This is a genomic window from Paenibacillus marinisediminis, assembly GCF_054343325.1.
Genome location: NZ_JBTGUH010000009.1, coordinates 162,342 through 187,576, shown reverse-complemented (window position 1 = coordinate 187,576; position 25,235 = coordinate 162,342). Strand labels below are relative to the sequence as shown.

The window sequence follows — 25,235 nt, the reverse complement described above, 5'->3', positions numbered from 1 at the left end:
TTTTTGTTGTTCACCGAGGACAAGCATTTGTAGTATAAACGAACTATATAATTGAATGTAATGATAATGTTCGTGTTTTGCGGTTGACATGGATGTTTGAACACTGATAAACTAGATTCAAATCCAAATATAACGTATGATGATATCTCTCGTATAATTCTGGGAATAAGGCCGGAAGTCTCTACCCGAAGACCGTAAATCTTTGGACTACGAGTGAAAGCGATCAGCAACCGCATGCTTGTCTGCCGCACATTAGATGAATCACAGCTATGATCCAGTGTGAAGATGAGCATAGGCTAGCGGGAATGGCTATGTATGTGCTGCGTTTTCTTTCCGCCGTAATCTTAGAAAAGTCCGAGGGTAGTGTGTCTGAACCTATCTGTGGACTTTTTTTGTTTATGTACTATTGCTTGATTAGTCAGTTGGCCGACGTTGCTGCGTTAGGCACCCATTATGATCACACTCTGGGGAGGAACCAATTCCATGTTTAAAGCAAAGGTGTATGTAACGACGAAAGCAAACGTTCTCGATCCGCAAGGCTCTGCAGTTCAACAAGCGCTGCACACGAAGGGGTATGGTGCAGTTGAAGAAGTGCGCATCGGTAAGTATATGGAATTGACGCTCGATACAGACAATCGTGCTGAAGCTGAGGCAATGCTCGAGAAGATGTGTAATCAATTGCTAGCAAATACAGTCGTTGAAGACTATCGTTACGAGTTGGAGGACTAAGAGCATGAAGGTAGCGGTACTCGTATTTCCGGGTTCCAACTGCGATTGGGATTGCGTGCATGCAGCAGAAGAGATGATAGACGGTGCAACGGTTGAGCGCGTCTGGCATACGACGGAACATTTGACAGGCTATGACTTGATTATTATTCCTGGCGGTTTCTCCTATGGGGATTACTTGAGATGCGGAGCGATTGCTCGTTTTGCGCCAGTGATGAGCGCGGTGGAGAAGGCGGCGGCAGAGGGCACGTTCGTGCTGGGTATCTGCAACGGTTTTCAGATCTTGACGGAAGCGGGCTTGCTTCCTGGCGCATTGCGTCATAACACAAGCTTGAAATTCCGCTGCAGTTCATCGAATCTGCGTGTGGTGAATAACGGAACAGCATTTACGAGCGAATATGCTCAAGACGAAGTGATCGACATCCCGATCGCTCATGGCGAAGGCAACTACTACTGTGATGAGGACACGCTGCAAGAGCTGAAGCGCAGCAACCGCATCGTATTCACGTATGAAACGAACCCGAACGGTTCGATTGAAGATATAGCAGGTATTATCAATGAACGAGGAAACGTGCTCGGCATGATGCCGCATCCAGAGCGTGCAATCAGCGAACTGCTAGGCTCGAAGGATGGCGTGCGTATGTTTCAGTCAATTATGAAGGCTTGGAGGGAACGTCATGCAACCAACGTTAACTAAGGATCTGATTCCTGGCGCAGTAGAGCTGGGCAAGGCGAACATGAAGAAGGAGCCGACACCGCAGCAGATTGCCGACGAGCGCATCTATGCAACGATGGGCGTGAGCGATTCCGAGTATGACTTGATCTGCGATCTGATTGGCCGCAAGCCGAACTTTACGGAGATTGGCGTATTCAGCGTGATGTGGTCCGAACATTGTGCTTATAAAAATTCGAAGCCGTTACTGCGACGTTTTCCGACGACAGGCGACCGCGTGCTTGTAGGTCCGGGAGAAGGCGCTGGTATCGTCGATATCGGCGACGGTCAAGCGGTATGCTTCAAGATCGAGAGCCACAACCATCCATCCGCGGTTGAGCCTTATCAAGGTGCGGCAACAGGTGTAGGCGGCATCATTCGCGACATTTTCTCGATGGGCGCGCGTCCGATCGCATCGCTGAACTCGCTCCGTTTCGGCAAATTGACGGATGACCGCGTTCGCTACTTGTTTGAAAATGTAGTCGCAGGAATCGCAGGCTACGGCAACTGTATCGGGATCCCGACGGTTGGCGGCGAGATCATGTTTGACGAGAGCTATGAAGGCAACCCGCTCGTTAACGCGATGTGCGTAGGGCTGATCGACCATAAAGACATTCAGAAAGGCGTTGCAAGCGGAGTAGGCAACCCGGTGTACTATGTGGGTCCTCCTACAGGCTGCGACGGTATTCACGGCGCAACCTTTGCTTCTGAGGAATTGACAGAAGAATCGGAAGCGAGAAAGACAGCGGTTCAGGTTGGCGATCCGTTCATGGAGAAATTGGTTATGGAGTCCTGTCTGGAGCTCATTAAATCCGGTATCGTGATCGGTATCCAAGATATGGGCGCAGCAGGTCTGACCTGCTCCAGCGCGGAGATGGCAAGCAAAGCGGGCAATGGTCTAGAGCTTCATCTGGATGAGGTTCCGCAGCGCGAGCGCGGCATGACACCTTATGAGATGATGCTGTCCGAATCGCAGGAGCGCATGCTGTTCGTGATCGAAGAGCATAACGAGCCGATCGCGATGGAGATCTTCGACCGTTGGGGCGTTATCTGTCGCAAGGTCGGACGTGTAACGGATGACGGCCGCCTTCGCCTCATGTACGGCGGAGAGGTCGTAGCGGATATGCCGGTGCGCGGCTTGGTAGATGAGTGCCCAGTATATGAGAAGGCGACGAAGGTGCCTGCCTATTACACGGCCAATGAATCTGTCGACACGAACCGTTATGAGGAAGTAACGGACGTGAACGATGCATTGCTGAAGGTGATGGGTTCCCCTACTGTCGCAAGCAAAGAGTGGGTTTACAACCAGTACGACAGCATGGTGCGCACAAGCACGGCCGTGCGCCCTGGCTCTGACGCTGCGGTTGTAACGGTGCGCGGCACGCGCAAGGCGCTCGCCATGACGACGGATTGCAACGGACGCTATGCGTACCTGGATCCGTACATCGGCGGAGGCATCGCGGTTGCAGAAGCAGCGCGCAACATCGTATGCTCCGGCGCGGAGCCGCTCGCGATCACCGACAACCTGAACTTCGGCAACCCGGAGAAGCCGGAGAACTTCTGGCAGATGTCGCAAGCGGTTGATGGGATGGCGGAGGCTTGCCGCCATTTGAATACGCCTGTTATCGGCGGCAATGTCAGCTTGTACAACGAAAATGCAAAAGGCGCTATCTACCCGACACCAGTTGTAGGGATGATCGGCCTCGTTCATGATACGGATCATATTACGACACAAGGCTTTAAGCAGGCTGGCGACATCGTGCTCCTGCTGGGCGAGACGAAAGCTGAGCTCGGCGGCAGCGAGTTCCAAACGGTCGTACACGGCGTAACGGAAGGCCGTCCGCCAGTGTTGGACCTGGCGGTGGAAGAGAATCTGCAACGAGCCGTGCTCGCCGCAATCCAAGCGGGTAACGTGCAATCCGCACATGACTTGTCGGAGGGCGGACTTGCGGCAGCATTTGCAGAGAGCTGCATTAGCGGAAGCATTGGCGCAAGCGCTGAACTGACAGCAGAAGGCTTGCGTGCGGATATCGCCTTATTTAGTGAATCGCAATCCCGCATTCTACTCTCGGTTCGTCCAGAGCATGCGGATGAAGTCTTGCAGGTATGTGCCCAATACGAAGTGCCTGTTCAACGCCTTGGCGTCGTTGGCGGCGACCGCATCCAGCTCGGAGTAAACGGTCAGACGGCCATTGACTTAACACGCGAAGCAGTGGAACGGGTATGGAAGGATGCGATTCCATGTCTGATGCAGTAAATCAGAAGCAGCGGGAGCGGGAAGAGGCGGAGCGCGTATATGGCTTGAGCCGGATGGATGAGAACGGGAGTTATTTTAACGAAGGCAGCGGTCATGACGGACCCTTCGACCGCCTGCGTGAAGAGTGCGGCGTATTCGGGGTATTTGGTTACCCCGACGCGGCATCGCTGACTTATTACGGTCTGCACACGCTGCAGCATCGCGGTGAGGAAAGCAGCGGCATATGCACGTCTGACGGCAAGCAGTTCCACTATCACCGTGGTATGGGCCTTGTGAAGGAAGTGTTCGACAAGGCCCTGCTCGGATCGTTGAAGGGCGACTGTGCCATCGGCCATGTTCGCTATTCAACGGCTGGCGACAGCGGCATCGCAAATGCGCAGCCGCTGGTGTTCAAGACGCGCGACGGCGAATTGTCGGTCGCGACGAACGGAAACATCGTGAATGCGCCAAGCATTCGCCGCGAGCTCGAGCAGAAGGGCTCGATCTTCCAGACAACGAGCGACACGGAAGTTATCGCGCATCTGATCGCGCGCTCGGACGCGGATATCGTCACGGCAGCGAAAGAAGCGCTGCAGCAGCTGATCGGCGGCTTCGCGTTCCTGATCATGACGAATGACAAGCTGCTCGTCGCCTCTGATCCCAACGGACTTCGTCCGCTCGTGATGGGGCGCATGGGCGACGCTTATATATTCGCGTCAGAGACCTGCGCGCTGGATGCAGTCGGTGCGCGCTTCATCCGCGCGATCGAGCCGGGCGAGCTGCTCGTGTTCGACGAGAAGGGCTACCGCTCGGAGCGCTTCTCCCGTTTGGAGCGCCGCGCATTGTGCGCGATGGAGTTTATTTATTTCTCGCGTCCCGACAGCGACCTGCACGACGTCAACCTGCACACCGCGCGCAAGCGCATGGGCAAGGAGTTGGCGAAGGAGGCGTTTGTCGAAGCGGATATTGTGTCCGGCGTGCCGGATTCCAGCATCTCGGCCGCGATTGGCTATGCGGAGTACACAGGCATCCCTTATGAGATGGGGATGATCAAGAATAAATATAGCGGCCGGACCTTCATCCAGCCGAGCCAAGAGCTGCGTGAGCAGGGCGTGAAGATGAAGCTGAGCGCTGTGCGCAGCGTCGTGGAAGGCAAGCGCGTCGTGCTGATCGATGATTCGATCGTGCGCGGCACGACTTCGCGCCGCATCGTGACGATGCTGCGTGAGGCGGGCGCGCTGGAGGTGCACCTGCGCATCGCGTCGCCGCCATTTATGAATCCGTGCTTCTACGGCATCGATACGCCGCGCACGGAGGATTTGATTGCCTCCTCTCACTCTATTGAGGAGATGTGCAAGCTGGTTGGAGCCGATTCACTCGCCTTTTTATCTCATGAGGGCACGGTTGCTGCGATTGGCGGGGCATTTTCAAAGGAGAAAAACGGTGGTCTGTGCATGGGCTGCTTCGATCATGATTATCCAACGCCGCTGCAGCCGGCGGCTCAAGCTACGACTTGCAGTTAAGGTGACGTCTCTGGGAAGGAGTGAACCGGAAAGGTTGTCCCGCATAGAAGGGGGACGCTTCCCGGTTCTTTCGACCCTTATGAAATGTGGACAATAGTACGTATAAAGGAGAGGGACCCATGTCTGAAGCTTACAAACAAGCGGGAGTTGACATTGCCGCAGGCAACGAGGCAGTTGAACGGATGAAGAAGCACGTGCGCCGCACGTTTCGACCGGAGGTTATGACGGATCTCGGCGGCTTCGGAGCGCTGTTCCAGCTGAACAGCAAGAAGTATGAGGAGCCGATACTCGTATCGGGTACGGATGGTGTTGGTACGAAGCTGATGCTCGCATTTGCAGCGGATAAGCATGACACGATTGGTGTGGATGCGGTCGCGATGTGCGTGAACGACATTGTCGTGCAAGGCGCGGAGCCGCTCTTCTTCCTAGACTATCTGGCTTGCGGCAAGGTCGATCCTGCTCGTATCGAAACGATCGTACAAGGGATTGCAGACGGCTGCTCGCAGTCGGGCTGCGCGCTTATCGGCGGCGAGACGGCTGAGATGCCTGGCATGTACGGTGCGGAGGAGTATGATATTGCAGGTTTCAGTGTTGGGGTCGTCGAAAAGTCTAAACTAGTAAACGGATCAACGATTGCGCCGGGGGATGTGGTGTTGGGTCTCGCATCCAGCGGTGTGCACAGCAACGGGTTCTCTTTGGTGCGTAAGCTGCTGCTGGAGAAGGCGGGTTATTCGTTGGATGCTGTCGTTCCTGAGCTGGAGTCGGAAGCTAGCTTGGGTGAAGTGCTGCTGACGCCGACGCGCATTTATGTGAAGCCGTTGCTCACGTTGATGAACGAAGTGACGGTTAAGGGAATGGCGCATATTACGGGCGGAGGCTTCTTGGAAAATATCCCTCGCATGCTTCCGGAGGGTACAGCGGTTGAGATTGATTACGGCTCATGGCCTGTGCTGCCTGTATTTCGCTTGATGGAGCAAGTTGGCGGTCTGACAGCTCAGGAGCTGTTCACGACGTTTAATATGGGCATCGGCATGATCGTGGTTATCGCTGAGGCGGATGCGGCGGCAGCGGAAGCGATTCTGCGCGAGCAGGGCGAAGAGGTGTACCGCATCGGTAAGGTGCACGCGGGTGAGCGTACGGTTCATATCCCGGGTGTGGGGATATGATGAGCGAGAAAGCGCGCGTGGGTGACGTTGGCCGTGAAGGTGGCGTTGCTGGTGCTATTCGCGGTGGGGGCCAGGAAGCTGGTGCTGTGAGTGCTGCATGTGAGGCTAGCGCTGTTCGCGCGGCTCGTGTGGCGGTGTTCGCCTCCGGCTCGGGCACGAACTTTCAGGCGCTGGTCGATGCGGCACATGCCGACTCGAGCGGGTTCGGCGCTGAGATCGCGCTGCTTGTCTGCGACAAGCCCGGCGCTTATGTGCTGGAGCGCGCGCAGGCGGCTGGGGTGAAGTCGGCGGTATTTACGCCGAAATCATACCCAAGCCGCCGTGATTATGAACTCGATGTCGTCCGCCTGCTGCAGGCGGAAGGCATCGAGTGGATCGCGCTCGCGGGCTACATGCGCCTGATTACGCCTGTGCTGTTGGAAGCGTACAGCGGGCGCATTTTAAACATACACCCGTCGCTGCTGCCTTCATTTCCCGGATTAGATGCGGTTAAACAGGCGCTAGATTACGGGGTGCGCGTGACGGGTGTGACGGTGCATCTGGTAGACGAGGGAATGGATACTGGCCCGATTCTAGCACAGCGGCCCGTTGAGATCGAGGCTGGCGATACAGTTGAGACCCTGGCTGAGCGCATTCATAAGGTGGAACATGAGCTGTACCCAGAGGTGCTGAGGGCTGTGATCGCGGGTGAGTTGCAGCCGGTAGCTAAGGGTAAATAGTATATGTGGAGTGCATGGGGCGTTTGATGGTTTGTTAGTTTGCTGTTGTGGACTCAGGAGCCGCTATTTGTGAACTTTATGGGGTTTGAAGGAGTTTGGCGGACACAGAAGCCGTTATTTGCTCGGAATTGATGGATTACCTGGTGATTTAGCACAAATAACGTCTCTACGGTCCGCGAGCAGGTCGATTTGGACATTTTAGGTGCAAATAAGGTCTCGTGTGTCCGCTTCGGTTACCGAAGAGGGAAGTCTAGTTTGCTAGCTTGCTGTTGTGGACTCAGGAGCCGCTATTTGTGAACATTATGGGGTTTGATGGAGTTTAGCGGACACAGAAGCCGTTATTTGCTCGGGATTGATGGATTACCTGGTGATTTAGCACAAATAACGTCTCTAGAGTCCGTAAGCAGGTCGATTTGGCCATTTTCGTTGCAAATAAGGTCTCGTGTGTCCGCTTCGGTTACCGAAGAGGGAAGTCAGGTTGTCTAATGTTGAAGTAACATTATTAAGTTACATTTTTATAAAGCGCAGTGTAATGTACAGGGCTATTTTATACTAAGGAACAGTTGGGGGAGCGAGGGAAATGGCAATCAAGAGAGCGCTGATCAGCGTATCGGATAAGACAGGTATCGTAGACTTCGCGCGCGCGTTGGCGGCTAGTGGTGTGGAGATTATTTCGACAGGCGGTACGAGATCATTGCTCGAGAAGGAGCAGGTACCGGTGATCGGGATCTCGGATGTAACAGGCTTTCCAGAGATTATGGATGGACGTGTGAAGACGCTGCACCCCGCTGTGCATAGCGGTCTGCTGGCGGTTCGCGACAATGCGGAGCATCAAGCGCAGATGAAGGAGCTTGGTCTGGATTACATCGACTTGGTCGTGGTGAATCTGTATCCGTTCAAAGAGACGATTGCGAAGCCGGATGTAAGCTATGAAGATGCGATTGAAAATATCGATATCGGCGGGCCTACAATGCTGCGTTCTGCTGCGAAAAATCATGCGTTTGTCACAGTGGTTGTCGATGCGGCGGATTATGAACGGGTGCTGGAGGAAATTCAGGCTGATGGCGACACGACGCTCGATACGCGCAAGCGCCTCGCGGCTAAAGTGTTCCGTCACACAGCGGCTTATGATTCGTTGATCTCCGGTTATTTGACTGCGCAGCTTGGTGAAGAGTTCCCTGAGACGCTGACGGTTACTTATGAGAAGGTGCAATCTCTGAGATATGGTGAGAATCCGCATCAGAAGGCTGCGTTCTATCGTGAGCCTTTGGCTGCTGTAGGCAGCTTGACTGCGGCGGAGCAATTGCATGGCAAGGAGCTGTCTTACAACAACATTAATGATGCAAATGCGGCGCTCGCGATCGTAAGTGAGTTTGAAGGTCCTGCCGTAGCAGCTGTTAAGCATATGAATCCGTGTGGAGTCGGCATCGGCGAGAGTGTATACGAGGCTTACCGCAAAGCGTATGAGTCGGATCCGACTTCGATCTTTGGTGGCATCGTGGCGGCGAACCGTGCGATTGATGAAGATACGGCTAAGCTGTTAAATGACATCTTCTTGGAAATTGTCATCGCGCCAGAATTCACGCAGGAGGCACTGAACGTGCTGATGCAGAAGAAAAATATCCGCTTGGTACGTACGGGCGTACAGCCGTCCCCGGCTAACCGTCATGCGGCGCTGCAGATGACAAGCGTAAACGGCGGCTTGTTGGTGCAGGACACGGACGTGTATAACGTGTCTGCTGAGGAGCTGAAGGTTGCTACGGATCGCGAGCCGTCCGCCGAAGAGCTGGAGCAGCTGCGCTTCGGATGGAACATTGTGAAGCATGTAAAGTCGAATGCAATCGTGCTGGTGAAGGACGGCATGACGGTAGGGATCGGCGCGGGTCAAATGAACCGTGTCGGCGCAGCGCGCATCGCTATTGAGCAAGCAGGTGAGAAAGCGAAGGGCGCGGTATTGGCGTCTGACGCATTTTTCCCGATGGGCGATACGCTTGAACTTGCAGCGCAAGCGGGCATTACCGCAGTTATTCAACCGGGCGGCTCGATTCGTGATGAAGAATCCGTGAAGGTGGCGAACGACAACGGCATCGCGATGGTGATGACGGGTGTGCGTCATTTTAAACACTAGGAGCGGGGGATGCGCGATGAACGTATTGGTCATTGGCGGCGGAGGCCGTGAGCATACATTGGTGTGGAAGCTGAAGCAGAGCTCGCGCGTGAGCCGTATCGTCTGTGCTCCCGGCAATGCAGGCATTGCAGAGATCGCGGAGTGCGTGCCGCTGTCGGTCATGGACTTTGATGCGATAGCCAACTATGCGGTACGAGAGAAGATGGATCTTGTGGTCGTAGGCCCTGATGACCCGCTCGCGGCGGGCATTACGGATGTGCTGGAGGCGCGCGGTCTGCGCGTGTTCGGCCCTAGCAAAGCCGCGGCTGAGATCGAGGGCAGCAAGGTGTTCATGAAGCATTTGCTTCGCAAGTATGAGATTCCGACAGCTGCGTATGAGACGTTTACGGATGTGGAGGCAGCGCTCGCTTATGTGCGCGAGGTTGCATTGCCGACGGTCATTAAGGCCGACGGATTGGCGGCGGGCAAAGGCGTTACAATCGCCTTCACTCGCGAAGAGGCTGAATTGGCGCTTCGAGAGATGATGGTGGATCGGAAGTTTGGCGCCTCTGGCAATCAGATCGTGGTGGAAGAGTTTATGCAGGGGCAGGAAATGTCCATCCTCGCCTTCGTAGACGGTAAGACAGTGCGCGCTTGTGTGGCTGCGCAGGATCATAAGCCGATCTATGACGGCGATAAAGGTCCGAATACGGGCGGCATGGGGACTTATAGTCCGCTGCCGCATGTCGCGGATGCGATCATTGAATCGGCAGTGCGCGATATTATCGAGCCGACGGCTGCGGCTATGGCGGCAGAGGGCAGACCGTTCAAGGGTCTGCTGTTCGCGGGCTTGATGATTACGCCGGCTGGCGAAGTCAAGGTAGTGGAGTTTAACGCGCGTTTCGGCGATCCTGAAACGCAGGTTGTACTGCCGCGCTTGAAGACGGATCTGGTGGACGTCTTCGAAGCGGTAGTGGACGGCAAGCTCGATGAGATCGAGCTGGAGTGGGATGACGAGGCGGCGGTATGCGTCATCGTCGCCTCAGCGGGGTACCCGGGCAGCTACCGCAAGGGTGATGTCATCACCGGGCTTGCGGAAGCGGGGCGCGAAGCGCTGGTGTTTCACGCGGGCACGGCGCTCGCGCCGGATGGCAGCGTAGTGACGAGCGGCGGCCGGGTGCTGGGCGTTGTCGGCCGCGGCAAGGATGTGCGCGCTGCGCAGCAGGCGGCGTATGCCGCGGTGTCGCTCATTCATTTCGCGGGCATGTATGCGCGCAAGGATATCGCGGACAAGGCTTTGGCTGCGTCGGAGGTTTAAGAGGTTTAGTAGTCATGAGGGCAGCTCAATGGTGGGAAGGCACCGCGGGGCTGCCTATTTTGTGTTTGTTGGGGGGCGTGACCTGTGCGAGAGAGATAACAGGTAAAAACCGTCTTACGCGAGTGAGAGGGTGAGTGACGTGACCTGTGCTTGTGAGATAACAGGGTATTACCCCGTTACGGAGCAGAAAGAGGGGCACGCTGAAGAGATAACGGGTAAAAACCGTCTTACGCAAGTGAGAGGGCGGGTGACGTGAGCAGTGCGAGAGAGATAACGGGTAAATACCCCGTTACGGAGCGGAAGTAGGGAGACGAAGCGTCGAGCGGGGAGTTTTGAGCAGAGTGAAATGTTCCTGCATAAGGAAGTAGCCCTCCGAAGGATACTAAACAGAACATACGTGGCATATGCCGGCTCTGAGCATAGAGGATAAGACGGCGGATAGGCTGTAATGCTGCGGGCTATGTATGTATCGGAGGAGGGAGCATGCTGTGCAATACGAAGATGAGCATGAAGGCAAGAAGACGACGGGCCATTACTTGAGTCAAGAGCATCTTAGAGGAATGGATGAAGTAACGGAGTATGAAGGCAATGTGATGACGAATCGCATTCATGAGCGATATGAGGGAGACGGCGAAGCGATGATGAATGACTTCGCCGCAGCGACAGAAGCCTATTGTATCGGTGATGCTTGCCCGAGACTCAAAGGCGCGAAGGCGACGAATCAGATGATCTTAGATTCGTATAGAGTGCCGACAGATCAAGCACAAGATCAAGATTATGATTACGAATAGGATTAAGAAAAGCCGTGGTGCTGTTATGCATCACGGCTTTTCTATGCTGTACAATTGACCGTTGACATTATTAGGGAGCGGTGATAATATGCTTATAACTTATATACAAGTAAGTTAATCGGAATTATATGATATTAACGAGGCTGTGGGCTGCCAAGACAGGGGGAAGCACGATGGAACGAGTGGTGGAATTAAAATGGAAGCGGGAACGCATAGCCGCTTCCGTGCATTATCCGGAGCAGCGCGCTCCGTATGAAGCGCAATCGGAGGAGAAGGGCTGCCGACGAATGCCGCTGACCATCATATGCCACGGCTTCGTTGGCAGCCGCATCGGCGTTGACCGACTGTTCGTCAAAGCCGCGCGCCGCCTTGCGGCAGAGGGCCACGTCGTGCTGCGCTTCGATTATGCCGGCTGCGGCGAGAGCACGGGCGAGTACGGCGATCTCGGCATCGATGCGATGATCGAGCAGACGCAGGCCGTACTCGAGTATGGCTTGCAGTGCGGCGATGTGGATCCGCAGCGTATAACGCTGATCGGGCACAGCTTGGGCGGCGCGGTGGCGCTGCTCACCGCGGTGCGGGATACTCGCGTAAAGCGGCTCGTGCTCTGGTCGGCGGTGGCGTATCCATTCAACGACATCGTGAGCATTATCGGCCGCAAGCGTTTCGATGAATCCGTGAAGCAAGGCATCACGGATTACCTGGGGTATTCGTTTACGCCCAACTATTTTGAGACGTTGGGGCGTCATCAGCCGTATCAGGAGGCATCCAAGTTTCAGGGCGATGTGCTGCTCATACACGGAACATCGGATGACGTGATACCTGCGGATTATTCATTTTTGTACCAGAAGGTGTTCTGGATGCGCAGTGACGGGCAGTGTGATAAGGAGATCATTTTCCAGGCTGATCATACGTATTCATCTGGAGATCATCGCGAGCAAGTGTATACGGCAACGATCGACTGGCTGCGTCAATGGGAACAGCGTCAGCAGCAGTGGGCGCACTGGACCATATAGAGCTAGTAACTAAACATAAGCCTAGAAAGAGCATGAACGGTGAGCGGTAATACGCTGCGAGTCATGCTCTTTTTTAGTAGAATTGGACAGTACAACTATTCTATTGGATAATAATAGAAAACCGATGTGCAAGGGGGATAATTGCTGGATGAATCGAGCCTATTTCTTACGTTCCAAATGGATTCTGCTAGTTATGATCTGTCTCACTCTATTAAATGCATGCGGTTCTTCTCATGAACCTGTTGACGTTACGAAGCCTGCCGACACCCCGCAGGAAACAACCGTTCCTCAGCCTGAGCCGCAGCTCGAACCTGAGCCTGTTGAACCGGACCCAACCGTAAGAGCGCCATTCACGGGTCTAGCGTGGAAAGAAGGCGAGGAAGAGAAGGCCAACCAGCGCCCGATCGCGGTTATGGTGAATAATGATAGGAAGGCGCGCCCGCAATCCGGTCTGCCTGCTGCGGATGTGTTGATCGAAGTGCTTGCTGAAGGCGGCATTACTAGAATAGTAGCCGTATATCACAGCCAACTTGATTATGCAGGCGAAATAGGACCAGTGCGCAGCATCCGACCTTATCTGATCGAGCTCGGCGAAAGCTATGGGGCGATGTTAGTGCATGCAGGGGCCAGCAATGACGGCTACTACATCCTACAGCGTCAGCACAAAGAGCATCTAGACGAAATCTCGAACGCAGGTGTGTTCTTCTGGCGTGATCATAGTCGGAAGGCGCCTCATAATCTATATACGAATCTGGATAAGCTGAAACAAGGCATGAAGAAGAAGGGGTATGCAGAGACGATCGATATTCCGGCAATGGCCATCCAGCAGACATCAGGATCCTCCGTTAACCCTCCATTTACGAAAGAAACAGCAACGAACATCGACATCACCTTCTTGAAGAATTCTTATCCCGTTGCGTATCAATATGATGCAGGCCGTGGAAACTATATTCGATACATGGATGAGAAGCCGCATATTGACAAGGTGACAGAGCAAGCATTGCGCACCGATAACATTCTTGTCGTTGAAGCAGAACATAAGGTACTGGATGATGTGGGTCGTTTAGAAGTTGATCTGAATCTCCAAGGCGAAGCAGTATGGTTCTATAAGGGAGAAGCCGTCAGGGGAAAATGGGTACGCAGTGGCAAGGGGCCGATACAATTTACGGTCGCAGATCAGATTGTAGAGCTTGGCGCTGGTGTAACACACATCATGATCGTACCGACTACAGGCGGACTAAACTCTCACGTAAAATGGTAAAATAGCAAGTTAGACGTAGGGAAAACGCTTACAATAACAAATAATATATGATCATATAGGAATACATATGTCGTTTATGTGAAAAAAGTAGAATGATGCATGAAAAGAATTGTGAAAATTGTCGAGATACCATCAAAAACCATTTACGAATTCTTTACAAACTGCATCTGAAATGTGATAAACTATGAAAGGCTTATAAGAAACAGCACACGTAAAGCGTTGCAAAGGAGATTATACATGTTCAAGAAGAGGGATGTATTTTTTGAAACGTTGCAAAATATGGCGGATACGCTCGTTACAGCGTCGGAAACATTCGCCAAAGGTGTAGAGAATTTGTCGGATGTTGCAGCATTCGCGAAGACAATGAAAGAGCTGGAAAGCAAGTGCGATAAATTCACACACACCATCTACAAAGAGCTGAATAAAACGTTTATCACACCAATTGAGCGTGAAGATATTATGTCACTTGCTTCTGCACTTGACGATGTATTGGATGGAATGGAAGCAACAGCTTCCCGATTTGATATGTATGGTTTGCATGAGCGTGATGAAGTGGTCGTTCATTTTGCTGATATTCTGAAGAGCAGTACTTATGAGATTCAAAAGGCGATGCGCTTGCTTTCACAGAAGAAGCTTCTTCCTATTCGTGAGCACAGCTTTAAGCTGAATGAATTAGAGAACCATGGCGATGAGCTGCTTCGTAAAGGAATCAAGCAATTGTTCGCTACAATCACGGACCCAATTGAATTGATTAAGAAAAAAGAAGTATACGAACGCTTGGAACAAACGACAGATAGCTGCGAAGATGTTGCAGATATTCTGGAAACGATCGTAATGCGCAATTCCTAAGCCTTGTTACCAAGGCAAGCTCAAGGGTTGAAGGAGGTTTAGGCATTGCGCTTCACATATGTCTAATGTGTGCTGTGCAATCGTACTTTTATGGATACATCATTAATTGTAATGGGGATAGTCATCCTCTTGGCTCTCGGATTCGACTTCATCAATGGTTTCCATGATACGGCTAATGCGATTGCTACATCGGTATCGACTAGAGCTTTGCGCCCTCGTCAAGCGATATTACTCGCTGCCACGATGAACTTTATAGGTGCATTGATGTTTACCGGAGTAGCTAAGATGATCGGAGGAGGCATTGCGGATCCAACGACGTTAAATAACGGACTTGAGGTCGTAATTGCTACGCTGATTTCCGCAATTATATGGAACTTGGTCACCTGGTGGTTTGGAATTCCATCCTCATCCTCACACGCCCTCATCGGATCGTTGACTGGCGCTGTAATTGCGGGTGCTGGTATGGAATACATTAACCTAAGTGGCTTCAAGAGTATCGTGCTGGCGCTTATCTTATCGCCGATTCTTGCGTTCACGATGGGTTATATCGTCATGACCATATTGAAATGGACATTCGGCAAGAAAAGTCCGCACACCGTTAATAAGGGCTTTCGTTCCATGCAGGTGCTTACTGCGGCTCTGCAATCTTTTACACACGGTACGAACGATGCTCAGAAAGCAATGGGTATTATTACGTTCGCTCTGATCACATCAGGCCTTCAAACGGGTGATGATGTTCAGCTGTGGGTTAAGATTTCTGCTGCTACAGCAATGGCGCTCGGTACGTCCATCGGTGGTTGGAAGATTATTAAGACGATGGGGACGAAGATATTCAAGATCGAGCCGATCAACGGCTTCGCGGCTGACTTGTCAGCTGCAACGGTCATCATGAGCGCTACATTAGTACAATTGCCGATCAGTACGACGCATGCGATTACATCCGCTATCTTGGGTGTAGGCTCTGCGAAGCGTTTCTCAGCGGTAAAATGGGGTGTAGCTGGACGAATCGTGGTTTCATGGTTTATTACGATTCCAATCTGTGTCGTCCTGGCGATGTTCATATTCAAGATTATTGATTTCTTTGTACAAATGTAATTACACTTGATATAAGCAAGGAGTGTTTTCGGGTGCGTCAGCGTCTTGAGGATACTCCTTTTATTATGGCTGAAATATGGAAATGCTCCATAGCGAAGAGCCCGAAGGTGTTGCTAGCGTTCCCGTCGGGCTCTTCGCGTTGGTTTAGCGGCGGCTAGCAAGCGGTCTGCGCGTGGGGCGGGACCAGGGGCTTGCTGAACGCGAGGGTTTGCGTCTGCCGCCGCCAGCAATAGTGTGGCTGCTTCGGCGGCGCTTGCGCTTGCGCCGCGGTCTGCGCGGCTTGCTCTCGTCATCTTCGTCGTCAGAGCTGCCCTTCTTCGTAAAGATGCTGCCTACTAATAGCTTTGCCATCGGCGCCATCTGTGTTACGCTGGTAATCACCTTTTGCGCTTGGCCCATCGATGCTATGATGCCTTCTACACCCCCGATGCGTTCGAACGCACCCTTGATTTCATTGAGGCTAAAACGGCTTTTCTTCGGCTTGGCTTCAGCAGACGCTGCCGCTTCCTGCGGCGGGTCATAAGGCACGAGGGCTGCTGATTCGCCGATTGGCGCTGGTGCAGTATATGGTGACAGAGCGCTGCCTCCAGATTGAGGCATAGTTGGGATCGCAGTCAGATTAGCGGATGATATGTCGCCATACGAAATGCTGGACGACGATCGATGCGCTTGGTGCGGTCGACTGTGAGTGTGCTGTTGTGACCGCGAAGCCGCTGAGGATTGCGCTATACGTGCGGCTTCCTGCCGTGCCAAGGCCATATCGAAGCCGGGTATCTTCGTGAGATCACGGTAAGCGCCATTCGGATTGTGCGGTTTGTTCATAAGATCACCCTAACTTTTCCAAAATTAGGGGTTGGCAAATTTCCCCTTTTCCTATACTGTATGACGTAGGTGAACAACTTGTATGGACGATCGCCCGTAGGCGCACGCCCAATTGGGCGGTTGACTATGGGGAGTGTCTTCCTTGGGGATACATTAGTCTGCTAACGCGTGACAACTGTACAGGTTGAAAACGTGACTCAAACGAAGTACAATTAAGTTATGAGATTGATGTAGGAGTGGATTATATTGCAATTGAAGAAGCTGAATGATAAGTCGGTCGATCAATTGTTTGAAGCGGTTCTGACGCTGAAGTCGGTCGAAGAGTGCTATATATTCTTCGATGATCTATGCACAGTGAATGAGATTCAATCGTTGTCCCAACGCCTCGAAGTAGCGCGTATGTTGGGTAAAGGTTGTACATACAACCAGATAGAAGCAGAAACAGGAGCAAGTACAGCGACGATATCCCGCGTTAAACGCTGTTTGAATTATGGCAATGACGGTTACAAGTTGACATTGGAACGAATGGGCCGTTAACAAGATGAAGACAGGTCTGTTGGTGATTAGTCACGGTTCAAGAGACCTAACCTGGGTAACACTAGTAGATGAAGCGATTGCTAAGGCACAGTGGCCGGAAGGCCTGCCGGTCGCTTCTTCTTTTTTGGAATGCGTTCCTGGGCGAAGCATCCAGGACGGCATCGATGAGCTGGAAGCGCAGGGCGTGGAGCAGCTCGCGGTGATTCCGCTGTTTGTCTCGTCCGGGAGTACACATGTGGACGAGATCGCGTGGGCGCTTGGCGTGACGGAGGAGCCGCTTGCCGCGACGGAGCTCACGCGCTTCCGCGTGCGAGCGGCCGTGCTGTACGGACGGCCGCTTGACGAGCACGAAGCGGTGCTCGCGATGATCGCGGACCGCCTAGCGAAGCTGGCGGTTGGCGAGGGAAGCGTGCGCGCGCTGCTGGTCGCGCACGGCAGCCCGCACGAGCCGTTCCAGACGCGATGGCGCGCCGGGTTGGCGCGCCTTGCGGAGCGGCTCGTGGAGCGCGGCCTATGTGAGGCCGCGGGGCACGCGCTGCTGTGTTGCGATGATGTGCCCGCGCGCGTGCGGGAGATGGCCGCTGCCCCTGCCGGAGGCAGCGCCGTGGATGACGACGGCACCGCAGTAGCGGTTGTGCCGCTGTTCCTGAGCAGGGGGTATTTCACAACGAAGGTGATACCAGAGCGGCTCGGGGTACTGGACGGCGATCTTAACCATGTTAAGATAAGTTATAACGGAGAGCCGCTGCTGCCCCATCCCGCGTTGACTTCTTGGTTGGAGCAGGAAGGGCGATTGCTGTTGAAGAAATCAGGTACTTTCATATAAATTAATTCAAATATATGATATGGTGTTAGTAGTGATATTGCGACAAATGAACATGGCAATCTCCTAATGAAGGCTGAACGTATCGAGCATATATGGAGATCAGCTTGTGAATAGATGATAAATGGGTGAATCGTGCATGGTAAAAAGAGCTAGGCTTATCTATAATCCGACTTCTGGGCGCGAGGAAGGAAAGAGGCGGTTGGCGGATATACTGCAGCGTCTGGACGTTGCTGGCATTGAAACGACGACCCATGCGACGGAGGGCGAAGGCGATGCGACCAAGTGCGCGATGGATGCCATCGACCGCGGCTACGATATGATCATCGCTGCTGGGGGAGACGGTACCTTGAACGAGGTCATCCAAGGCATGGCGGTTAAGGAGAATCGGCCTCCGCTCGGTATCATTCCGCTCGGGACGACGAATGACTTTGCGCGTGCGCTCGGCATTCCGCGTGATTGGGAAGCTGCGTGCAATATCATCATTCAGCAGGAAACACGTCCTGTGGATGTGGGGCGGGCGAATGATAAATATTTTATTAATATCGCTGGCGGCGGATCGTTAACAGAACTGACCTACGAAGTGCCGAGCCGGCTGAAGACGATGATTGGGCCGCTTGCGTATTATATGAAGGGCCTAGAGAAAATGATATTCCGGCTTCGTCCGACGGAGCTGCATCTGAAGATCGACGGTCACGGCGAGTTTCACGAGGAATTCATGCTGTTCCTGATCACGAATACGAACTCGGTTGGCGGCTTCGAGAAGCTAGCGCCGGGCGCTTCCATCGATGATGGCTTATTCGACGTCATCTTGTTGAAGAAGTGCAACATCGCGGAATTCATTCGCATCGTCACGATGGCGCTGCGCGGTGAGCATGTGCTGGATCCGTATGTGGTCCATGTACGATCCAACTGCATTGAGGTCACTTCACCTGATCATGTGCAGCTGAATCTGGATGGGGAATACGGCGGCACGCTGCCTGCTGTGTTCGATCTGCTGCCAAGCCATCTGCAAATATTTGCTGACAGTACGGGTGCATCTACGTATCGATAGGCGAAGCTGCAGCATTTTATCACAACAACTATAATGGGTAATGATGGGCGCAGGGTTATCCTGCGTCTTTTTGCTGCTCTCTGCTCGAATGAAGGGTAGGTGCTGTATGCTGCAGTTATGTGTGTGGTATCCCAATGGATCAGGGGGTTGGTTCAGTGGTCGAGGTGGGTCTGCCGGAGCGTTTGGGTATTATCCCATTGGGTCAGGTGAATGTGTTGCAGGGCATGTATACGTCGACGGGAAGTTAAGGTATGATAGAGGGAGATGAAAGTCGTTGCGGTCGGTTTCGCTCTAGGGTTCGGCGGTTGTCGGGCGAGGGGGAGGCGGACCGCTTCTTGGTGTTTTAGGTATGGCCTTGGCTTGGGTAAAATGATGGATAGTGGACGAGTTATGTTTGCTGTCGGTCGGATGGCTGGGCGATGGTTGTGAAGAGGACATGTGGGTTCGTCGGTCTGCGCGATGACTCGCGATTGATATAGTGAAGAAGTGGCTGAGCTTAGAGATGGAGGAACGGGATGAAGAAGCAGGATGGACATGGTGGTCGCAATCGAAGAGGACGCGGGGCGCAGGGTGCGCGGTCGGAGTCGGTGTCAACGGCGCCGGTGCAGAAGAATGAGGAAGTGACGCTCGATATTATCGGTCTCACGCATGAGGGCGAGGGCGTGGGGCATGTGGAGGGCTTTACGTTATTTGTGCATGGGGCGCTGCCGGGGGAGCGAGTGCGCGCGCTTGTGTTGAAGGTGAAGAAGCAGTACGGGTATGCGAAGGTGTTGGAGCGTGTGGAGAGCAGCCCGCATCGGATGGAGCCGGACTGTCCTGTGTATCAGCAGTGCGGGGGCTGTCAGCTGCAGCATTTGACGTATGAGGAGCAGCTGGTGTGGAAGCGGCAGCATGTGGTGGACGTGATGGAGCGGATCGGGAAGTTCACGATTGCTGCAGGAGACGGGCAGGATGCTGGTGAAGGAACCGTGGTGCTGCCGACGCTCGGGATGAGCGAGCCGTGGCGTTACCGCAATAAGGCGCAGGTTCCGATTGGCATGGATGAGCGTGAGGGCGGGTTGATCGGCGGCTTCTATGCGCGCGGCAGCCATCGGATCATTGATATGGATGCTTGTCTCATTCAGCATGAGGTGAATGATGATGCGGTGCAGGCGGTGAAGGAGATTGCCCGCAAGCATGGCATTAAGCCATATGTGGAAGAAACGCACTCGGGCGTGCTTCGCCATGTGGTGGTGCGCGTGGGCTTCCGCACGCAGGAGATGATGGTGGTCTTGGTGACGAACGGCGAGCGATTGGATGCCGCGGATGAGATCGTGGCGGAGATCGTGGAGCGTCTGCCTGGGGTGAAGAGCATTTGTCAGAATGTGAATACGAAGCGGACGAATGTGATATTTGGTGATGTGACGCGTGTGCTGTGGGGTGCGGAGACGATCACGGATTATATTGGGGACGTGAAGTTTGCGATATCGGCACGGTCGTTCTACCAGGTCAATCCGGTACAGACGGAAGTGCTGTATGCGAAGGCGCTGGAGTATGCGGGATTGACGGGAAGCGAGACGGTGATCGATGCGTATTGTGGTATCGGTACGATCTCGTTATTTTTGGCGCAGCGCGCTCGGCGCGTCCTAGGCGTGGAGATCGTCGAGGAAGCGATCGCGGACGCGCGCCGCAATGCGGAGCTGAACGGGATCACGAACGCGGAGTTCGCCGTTGGCGCGTCGGAGGTCGTGATCCCGCAGTGGAAGGCGGCGGGAGTAACCGCCGATGTGATCGTGGTCGATCCGCCCCGCAAGGGCTGCGACCAAGCGTTGCTCGACACGATGCTGGAGATGCGCCCGGAGCGCATCGTGTACGTGTCGTGCAACCCATCGACGCTTGCACGCGATCTCCGCGTGCTCGCGGACGGCGGCTACACCGTAGACAAGGTGCAGCCGGTGGACATGTTCCCGCATACGGTGCATGTGGAGTGTTGTTCACTGTTAGTTTGGAACGGAAATAACAAATGAGAAGTTAATGTGGGATAGCCCTCTCTTCACGGAGAGGGTATTTTTTGTTTATATACGGGAGAGGAGTAGGAGCAAGAATAGGAAACTGGGGGGTTACATCAAATTTATCGTTAGTTCCTTTTACTATAGAGTAATATACATCTAGTCAGCAATTCGAAGGATTAACAACTCGATACGAATAGTTCAAAGACTGTATATGGTATAATGTGGATTGACACTCGATGAAGGTAGTGACAATAAATGATTGGTTTTCTGAAAAACAAAGGAATAAAAGCATATCATGAGGTAACAGAGATAGCTGAACAACCTAATTTACTATTCTCTAATGACAGAGAGCAATATAATACTGAAGCTAACTATAATCTCTACGCAATTACAAAATTGAACAAAATGATAAAAAAGGACAGTATCTCGATAACTGAATTGAAGCAAGTGTTTGGCTTTATTGAGGGTTCTTGGTCTGTATATTTATGTAAGCATTATAAAGGAAAGTCTTTTGTCTTTTATTTTTGGGGAGATTACCTAATGCCAGCCATAAGAGTTTCCGTAGTTTCCTATTATGAGGGACTGGAACTGCCTTTTGGATGTGTCTTGAATAAGGTTGATGACATGAAGGAAGTTTTTTCTCAATATAAAGAAAAAGCACAATTTGATAGCATATCTGTATTTGAAACTGATGACTTTGATGAAGGTAGCAACATAGTAAAAGAAGTAGATAACTCTTTTGGAGAAATGTTGAATGAATCAATTAAATGATGCAGTAATTAATGTTACCAGCGGATGATAACATATTGGCTGTATACTTCTCGCCATCGGGGTGTGTTAGGGATTTTCACTCATTAGACTGCCCATGCAGGGCGAAATTAACAAAGAAGCCGACATGCAGACGGCTTCTTAAGCGACTATGGTGGCTGGGTTAGTTCGTGTGTGCGATGGCGCTGATTTCGATCAGTTGCTCAGGTGACGCCAAGCTAGTCACGCCGATGAGACTGCCAGCTGGCCGATGTTGTCCCACGTATTCTTTGAACAGCCGGATGACTGGCTCGGAATGTTCTTGCGCATTTGTTAGATAGATCTCCACATAAGCGAGGTTGGACTTCGTGACACCAAATCCCGCCAGTACGCGATCGAGATTGTCCAGCGTCTGCCGGGTCTGTGCTTCGATATCGCCCTCGCCAATGAACGCGCCTGCTACATCGTGGGAGAATTGTCCCGAAATGTAGATGGTGCCGTCGACACTGTAACCTTGGGTAATACCGTGATCCCAAAGACCATGATTGTAGGTTTTAACATTAGTCATTTTTTTCTCTCCTTTACTTCAAAGTAAGATCAGTATGTAATGAAAGCAAACAAAAAACTAGTACGCACTTTTTTGATAGGTACTATCAGAAAGGATAGTGTAAATATGAGTATGGCTGATTATGAAGAAAAAGGTAATATTCACGAGACGCCTTTTGGTTATACAATGTCAGTGATTGGTGGTAAATGGAAATTGCTTATTATTTACCTCCTGGCAGAAAACCAACCCGTTCGCTTTAATGATATGAAAAGAAGAATAGGGACTATTACCTTTAAAACATTGAGTTCACAACTTAAAGAATTGGAAGCAGATGGCATGGTGAGACGGAAAGAGTATCCTCAAGTTCCCCCTAAAGTCGAGTACAGTCTCACAGATAAAGCTGAAACTCTATTACCAGTCTTGGAACAGTTATGTGAGTGGGGAGTAGAAAACCTAAATCGAAGAGAACATGATGACGGAAATCGCTGATCTTATCGAGAAAATGTACGGTCATCACTACACCCCACAAACTGTGTCCAACATGACAAAAACGATGGTGGAACACGTCGACGCCTTCGCTAAACGTGCGCTGGCTAAGCGCTATGTTTGTGCGTATATTGACGTCACATATATTGCTGTGAAACGTGAAACTGTCCAAGGAAGCAATCTATCTTGCCGTTGGTATTCGTGAGAATGGATCCAAAGAAGTGTTGGCATACACCATTGCTCCTACAGAATCTGCTTACGTATGGAATGAGCTGCTACACGATATTAGAGCTCGTGAACCGTATATCGGCTTAATAAGAAGATTGTTCATAAACGAAAAGCTTGACTTTGATACAGCTAAGATTCTAATTTCAGAATTCAAAAAATTGAAGGGGAATAATAAATCATGAGCAGTATCATTACATTACTTTTGCTTTTAATTATTATTACTGGAGCTATTTTTCTACAGATTTTTCTTTCAAAGAAAGATTATAAGTGGCTGGGTTTAATTCTTCCAACAATAACTTTGTTTTTTTCTATCATGGCTGTTTTAGGACTTACATTTTATATGCCGTCTATATTAACCGAGCAAAGTTTTAAAACAATTTTAAATACTGTTCAAATCCCTAAAGTTGCTACACTCATATCAGCATTATATATTTTTATACTTTATAACATTCCAACCGCAATCCTATTTGGAATTTATTATGTTTGTCGCGAAAAACTAAAAAAGAATAGAGAGATCGATAAAATGAGTGTTCAGGATTTAGAGTAGTAAGAACATAAGCATTTTCAACTTTGATGATTTTGCTGATTATATGTAGGCCTATCTATTTGGTTGATCTGGCTACATGTCTTTCCCCGCTAATCTGTCCGTTAGTTCAATGAAATATATGATAGTCATCTAATGATGAAATGGAAAGAAACTAAATGATGCTCCTATTTTTCTTGAATTAGACCTAGCTGCGCTTTCTCTCTATTCGGTAAATGGCGGTGCTTGGTGCGTAAAACCTCGTATCCTAGAATTAATGTTTCGCACCATGCTACATCATATTGATGAAAGCTAGAATAAAGCCCTGACATATTGTCAGGGCTTTATAAGTAGGTAGGGGGCACATCGTAAATTTTGTTATCTCTGAGCACTCAACACATGTGGAGTGCTGTGTGTCGGTAGTGAGGAAGTAGTATTTTGGAGCCGCATTTACCTGAGTGTACTACCTATTCGTACCCAAGCGGACATAACGCTTAAGGCTTTTATTTTCTTGAGAGCAATGTTAAGTTCTTTGCTGATTTTTTTTGTTTCTGCGTTTCCACCAATTTCTACTGTGGGTTCAAAGATTCCTTAGTACTCAGGGAGGCATGTCAGACATGGAAGCTTCCCCTATCTGGATGCACAACTAGCGGTAAGTAGTCGTTTCTCGGCCTCAAGATGGAGGAATAATTCCATCATCAGACTGACAAATGAATTTGCCAGTATCCTTTATAATACGGATAAGGGTGCGGTGCTTATGTAGCTTAAATTGACGTAAAAATTCCTGCGAACGGTATTCGTTCTAGATTTCATTTAGGTGATTTCAATTCAACAGATTCTCCCAGACTTCTTACGGGAAGATCAATTACGCTAGCTTTGGGTTTTAGTTTGATCAAAAATCATTGTTCAAGTGAGATGGAGTTGAAAACTATGAATGCAAATCAAGATAAGCGAATTCCCTATGCAGTTTTCGAGAATGAAATTCAATTACCGATACTGGATATTACTCATCCCCTTTTCAACGCAAGTATTGATGAACAGGCGTATCATTTGAGCTGTCTCAAGTCGGCCCGTAGCATTGAATCATTAAAGAGGATGCCTGGCTTTATCCAGAACATCTTTGTGAAAATGTCGAATGTTGACAATTCTTATCTTAGCGGCATGCGTACTTTGCTGTACAAACTTGGCCCCGACTTAAGCCGGGGGATAAAACTAGGTTTCCGGGACAAGTGGGCGGTGAAGCAAACCTCTTTCATGGGACTTCGGATTAGGCTGCGGGATCTTTGCCGGCGCCAGTCGAAAATTTTACTGCCTCAGCTCAAGCAATTCCCTGGACGGAACCTTTGTTTCTTCAATATCGCTGGGGGAGCCGCTACCGACAGTATCAACACCATAATTCTAATTCAGGAATCGGACCCGGAATTACTCAAGGGACGGAAGATTGAGATCAACATTTTAGATGTCGATACCTACGGCCCCAATTTCGCAAAACGTTGCATCGATATTCTGAAGCAACCGGGGGAACGCTTCCATGGCCTGGACATTACCCTCAATATCATTCATTATGACTGGAGTGGGCCGGAGGAATTACTAAAGACGAGTTTGGAACGATCTGGATGGATTCAGCTCTGTTCATCGGAGGACGGGCTTTTTGAGTATGGTTCGGATTCAGATATTATTGGAAATTTAAACTATTTCTTTACCCACTCCCCAGCGGACGCCCGGGTCACGGGTTCCTTAATTTTCGATCGGGCACATATAAATCTGGGATACCTGGGATTTACAGAATTTATTGGCGTGCAAATCCGATACCTTGGGCTGGAGGGGTTGCTGCGAATTTTAACTCAAACCTCGTGGGTTCTGGAAGAATATCATGAAATTGATACGATCTATATTCTGTTTTCATTGAAGAAAGCGTGAATTAATCGTCAGGGATCAGTTTAATAAACAGGCAACAT

General features: G+C 51.3%; 23 protein-coding genes, 1 pseudogene and 1 riboswitch. Of the genes and pseudogenes, 22 read left to right on the top strand and 2 right to left on the bottom strand.

Annotated features, from left to right (window positions below; genetic code table 11):
• The first annotated feature begins 129 nt into the window (after positions 1-129).
• A riboswitch (purine riboswitch) is annotated at positions 130-230 on the top strand.
• A gap of 253 nt (positions 231-483) precedes the next feature.
• From purS to ACXX53_RS18500, 13 genes are all read left to right on the top strand, one after another.
• Positions 484-729, top strand: coding sequence for a phosphoribosylformylglycinamidine synthase subunit PurS (gene purS / locus ACXX53_RS18560; RefSeq protein ID WP_458570175.1), 246 nt, complete (start codon positions 484-486; stop codon positions 727-729).
• A gap of 4 nt (positions 730-733) precedes the next feature.
• Positions 734-1,423 (top strand): phosphoribosylformylglycinamidine synthase subunit PurQ, encoded by a 690-nt coding sequence (gene purQ / locus ACXX53_RS18555; protein WP_458570174.1) that lies wholly within the window; start codon positions 734-736, stop codon positions 1,421-1,423.
• A 40-nt stretch (positions 1,424-1,463) separates the two neighbouring features.
• Positions 1,464-3,695, top strand: a complete 2,232-nt coding sequence (gene purL, locus ACXX53_RS18550; RefSeq protein WP_458570190.1) for a phosphoribosylformylglycinamidine synthase subunit PurL — start codon at positions 1,464-1,466, stop codon at positions 3,693-3,695.
• Between the two features lie 53 nt (positions 3,696-3,748).
• Positions 3,749-5,197 (top strand): amidophosphoribosyltransferase, encoded by a 1,449-nt coding sequence (purF, locus tag ACXX53_RS18545; RefSeq protein ID WP_458570189.1) that lies wholly within the window; start codon positions 3,749-3,751, stop codon positions 5,195-5,197.
• A gap of 119 nt (positions 5,198-5,316) precedes the next feature.
• Positions 5,317-6,363 (top strand): phosphoribosylformylglycinamidine cyclo-ligase, encoded by a 1,047-nt coding sequence (gene purM / locus ACXX53_RS18540; RefSeq protein WP_458570173.1) that lies wholly within the window; start codon positions 5,317-5,319, stop codon positions 6,361-6,363.
• Between the two features lie 56 nt (positions 6,364-6,419).
• Positions 6,420-7,082: a phosphoribosylglycinamide formyltransferase gene (gene purN / locus ACXX53_RS18535; protein ID WP_458570188.1), complete on the top strand. Its 663-nt coding sequence runs from the start codon at positions 6,420-6,422 to the stop codon at positions 7,080-7,082.
• A 580-nt stretch (positions 7,083-7,662) separates the two neighbouring features.
• A complete protein-coding gene (purH, locus tag ACXX53_RS18530) occupies positions 7,663-9,210 on the top strand; it encodes a bifunctional phosphoribosylaminoimidazolecarboxamide formyltransferase/IMP cyclohydrolase (protein ID WP_458570172.1) in 1,548 nt (515 codons plus the stop codon).
• 16 nt (positions 9,211-9,226) lie between these two features.
• Positions 9,227-10,507: a phosphoribosylamine--glycine ligase gene (gene purD / locus ACXX53_RS18525; RefSeq protein WP_458570171.1), complete on the top strand. Its 1,281-nt coding sequence runs from the start codon at positions 9,227-9,229 to the stop codon at positions 10,505-10,507.
• Between the two features lie 488 nt (positions 10,508-10,995).
• On the top strand, positions 10,996-11,298 hold the full coding sequence (locus ACXX53_RS18520) for a hypothetical protein (protein WP_458570170.1): 303 nt from the start codon (positions 10,996-10,998) through the stop codon (positions 11,296-11,298).
• Between the two features lie 173 nt (positions 11,299-11,471).
• On the top strand, positions 11,472-12,314 hold the full coding sequence (locus ACXX53_RS18515) for an alpha/beta hydrolase (RefSeq protein ID WP_458570169.1): 843 nt from the start codon (positions 11,472-11,474) through the stop codon (positions 12,312-12,314).
• A 148-nt stretch (positions 12,315-12,462) separates the two neighbouring features.
• Positions 12,463-13,575, top strand: coding sequence for a DUF3048 domain-containing protein (locus ACXX53_RS18510; RefSeq protein WP_458570168.1), 1,113 nt, complete (start codon positions 12,463-12,465; stop codon positions 13,573-13,575).
• A gap of 237 nt (positions 13,576-13,812) precedes the next feature.
• Positions 13,813-14,424 (top strand): DUF47 domain-containing protein, encoded by a 612-nt coding sequence (locus ACXX53_RS18505; RefSeq protein WP_458570167.1) that lies wholly within the window; start codon positions 13,813-13,815, stop codon positions 14,422-14,424.
• Positions 14,425-14,514: 90 nt separating this feature from the next.
• Positions 14,515-15,519, top strand: a complete 1,005-nt coding sequence (locus tag ACXX53_RS18500) for an anion permease (protein WP_458570166.1) — start codon at positions 14,515-14,517, stop codon at positions 15,517-15,519.
• 144 nt (positions 15,520-15,663) lie between these two features.
• On the opposite strand, the gene ACXX53_RS18495 is transcribed toward ACXX53_RS18500, so the two are convergent.
• Entirely contained in the window at positions 15,664-16,341 is a 678-nt protein-coding gene (locus ACXX53_RS18495) for a hypothetical protein (RefSeq protein WP_458570165.1), read from the bottom strand.
• 246 nt (positions 16,342-16,587) lie between these two features.
• Between ACXX53_RS18495 and ACXX53_RS18490 the strand changes: the two genes are divergently transcribed.
• From ACXX53_RS18490 to ACXX53_RS18470, 5 genes are all read left to right on the top strand, one after another.
• Positions 16,588-16,878 carry a YerC/YecD family TrpR-related protein gene (locus ACXX53_RS18490; protein WP_458570164.1) on the top strand — a complete coding sequence of 97 codons (291 nt, stop codon included), beginning with the start codon at positions 16,588-16,590 and terminating at the stop codon, positions 16,876-16,878.
• Positions 16,879-16,882: 4 nt separating this feature from the next.
• Positions 16,883-17,704, top strand: coding sequence for a sirohydrochlorin chelatase (locus ACXX53_RS18485; protein WP_458570163.1), 822 nt, complete (start codon positions 16,883-16,885; stop codon positions 17,702-17,704).
• A 136-nt stretch (positions 17,705-17,840) separates the two neighbouring features.
• Positions 17,841-18,755 carry a diacylglycerol kinase gene (locus tag ACXX53_RS18480; protein WP_458570162.1) on the top strand — a complete coding sequence of 305 codons (915 nt, stop codon included), beginning with the start codon at positions 17,841-17,843 and terminating at the stop codon, positions 18,753-18,755.
• A gap of 515 nt (positions 18,756-19,270) precedes the next feature.
• The gene (gene rlmD / locus ACXX53_RS18475) at positions 19,271-20,761 is read left to right on the top strand and encodes a 23S rRNA (uracil(1939)-C(5))-methyltransferase RlmD (RefSeq protein ID WP_458570161.1); all 1,491 of its coding nucleotides are present in this window, start codon (positions 19,271-19,273) and stop codon (positions 20,759-20,761) included.
• A gap of 240 nt (positions 20,762-21,001) precedes the next feature.
• On the top strand, positions 21,002-21,517 hold the full coding sequence (locus tag ACXX53_RS18470; RefSeq protein ID WP_458570160.1) for a hypothetical protein: 516 nt from the start codon (positions 21,002-21,004) through the stop codon (positions 21,515-21,517).
• Positions 21,518-21,677: 160 nt separating this feature from the next.
• On the opposite strand, the gene ACXX53_RS18465 is transcribed toward ACXX53_RS18470, so the two are convergent.
• Entirely contained in the window at positions 21,678-22,061 is a 384-nt protein-coding gene (locus ACXX53_RS18465; RefSeq protein WP_458570159.1) for a RidA family protein, read from the bottom strand.
• Between the two features lie 105 nt (positions 22,062-22,166).
• On the opposite strand from ACXX53_RS18465, the gene ACXX53_RS18460 reads away from it, so the two are divergent.
• From ACXX53_RS18460 to ACXX53_RS18445, 4 genes and pseudogenes are all read left to right on the top strand, one after another.
• A complete protein-coding gene (locus tag ACXX53_RS18460) occupies positions 22,167-22,529 on the top strand; it encodes a winged helix-turn-helix transcriptional regulator (protein ID WP_458570158.1) in 363 nt (120 codons plus the stop codon).
• A pseudogene (locus tag ACXX53_RS18455) lies at positions 22,513-22,822 on the top strand (transposase); the annotation flags it as partial. The gene ACXX53_RS18460 and the pseudogene ACXX53_RS18455, both read left to right, overlap by 17 nt.
• A 110-nt stretch (positions 22,823-22,932) precedes the next feature.
• A complete protein-coding gene (locus ACXX53_RS18450; RefSeq protein ID WP_458570157.1) occupies positions 22,933-23,301 on the top strand; it encodes a hypothetical protein in 369 nt (122 codons plus the stop codon).
• A gap of 906 nt (positions 23,302-24,207) precedes the next feature.
• Positions 24,208-25,197 (top strand): hypothetical protein, encoded by a 990-nt coding sequence (locus ACXX53_RS18445; RefSeq protein WP_458570156.1) that lies wholly within the window; start codon positions 24,208-24,210, stop codon positions 25,195-25,197.
• The last annotated feature ends 38 nt before the right edge of the window (positions 25,198-25,235 follow it).

Coding starts and splice junctions, on each gene's coding strand:
- purS (WP_458570175.1), top strand. CDS start 484: ATGTTTAAAGCAAAGGTGTATGTAACGACGAAAGCAAACGTTCTCGAT.
- purQ (WP_458570174.1), top strand. CDS start 734: ATGAAGGTAGCGGTACTCGTATTTCCGGGTTCCAACTGCGATTGGGAT.
- purL (WP_458570190.1), top strand. CDS start 1,464: ATGAAGAAGGAGCCGACACCGCAGCAGATTGCCGACGAGCGCATCTAT.
- purF (WP_458570189.1), top strand. CDS start 3,749: ATGGATGAGAACGGGAGTTATTTTAACGAAGGCAGCGGTCATGACGGA.
- purM (WP_458570173.1), top strand. CDS start 5,317: ATGTCTGAAGCTTACAAACAAGCGGGAGTTGACATTGCCGCAGGCAAC.
- purH (WP_458570172.1), top strand. CDS start 7,663: ATGGCAATCAAGAGAGCGCTGATCAGCGTATCGGATAAGACAGGTATC.
- purD (WP_458570171.1), top strand. CDS start 9,227: ATGAACGTATTGGTCATTGGCGGCGGAGGCCGTGAGCATACATTGGTG.
- ACXX53_RS18515 (WP_458570169.1), top strand. CDS start 11,472: ATGGAACGAGTGGTGGAATTAAAATGGAAGCGGGAACGCATAGCCGCT.
- ACXX53_RS18510 (WP_458570168.1), top strand. CDS start 12,463: ATGAATCGAGCCTATTTCTTACGTTCCAAATGGATTCTGCTAGTTATG.
- ACXX53_RS18505 (WP_458570167.1), top strand. CDS start 13,813: ATGTTCAAGAAGAGGGATGTATTTTTTGAAACGTTGCAAAATATGGCG.
- ACXX53_RS18500 (WP_458570166.1), top strand. CDS start 14,515: ATGGATACATCATTAATTGTAATGGGGATAGTCATCCTCTTGGCTCTC.
- ACXX53_RS18495 (WP_458570165.1), bottom strand. CDS start 16,341: ATGAACAAACCGCACAATCCGAATGGCGCTTACCGTGATCTCACGAAG.
- ACXX53_RS18485 (WP_458570163.1), top strand. CDS start 16,883: ATGAAGACAGGTCTGTTGGTGATTAGTCACGGTTCAAGAGACCTAACC.
- ACXX53_RS18480 (WP_458570162.1), top strand. CDS start 17,841: ATGGTAAAAAGAGCTAGGCTTATCTATAATCCGACTTCTGGGCGCGAG.
- rlmD (WP_458570161.1), top strand. CDS start 19,271: ATGAAGAAGCAGGATGGACATGGTGGTCGCAATCGAAGAGGACGCGGG.
- ACXX53_RS18470 (WP_458570160.1), top strand. CDS start 21,002: ATGATTGGTTTTCTGAAAAACAAAGGAATAAAAGCATATCATGAGGTA.
- ACXX53_RS18465 (WP_458570159.1), bottom strand. CDS start 22,061: ATGACTAATGTTAAAACCTACAATCATGGTCTTTGGGATCACGGTATT.
- ACXX53_RS18460 (WP_458570158.1), top strand. CDS start 22,167: ATGAGTATGGCTGATTATGAAGAAAAAGGTAATATTCACGAGACGCCT.
- ACXX53_RS18450 (WP_458570157.1), top strand. CDS start 22,933: ATGAGCAGTATCATTACATTACTTTTGCTTTTAATTATTATTACTGGA.
- ACXX53_RS18445 (WP_458570156.1), top strand. CDS start 24,208: ATGAATGCAAATCAAGATAAGCGAATTCCCTATGCAGTTTTCGAGAAT.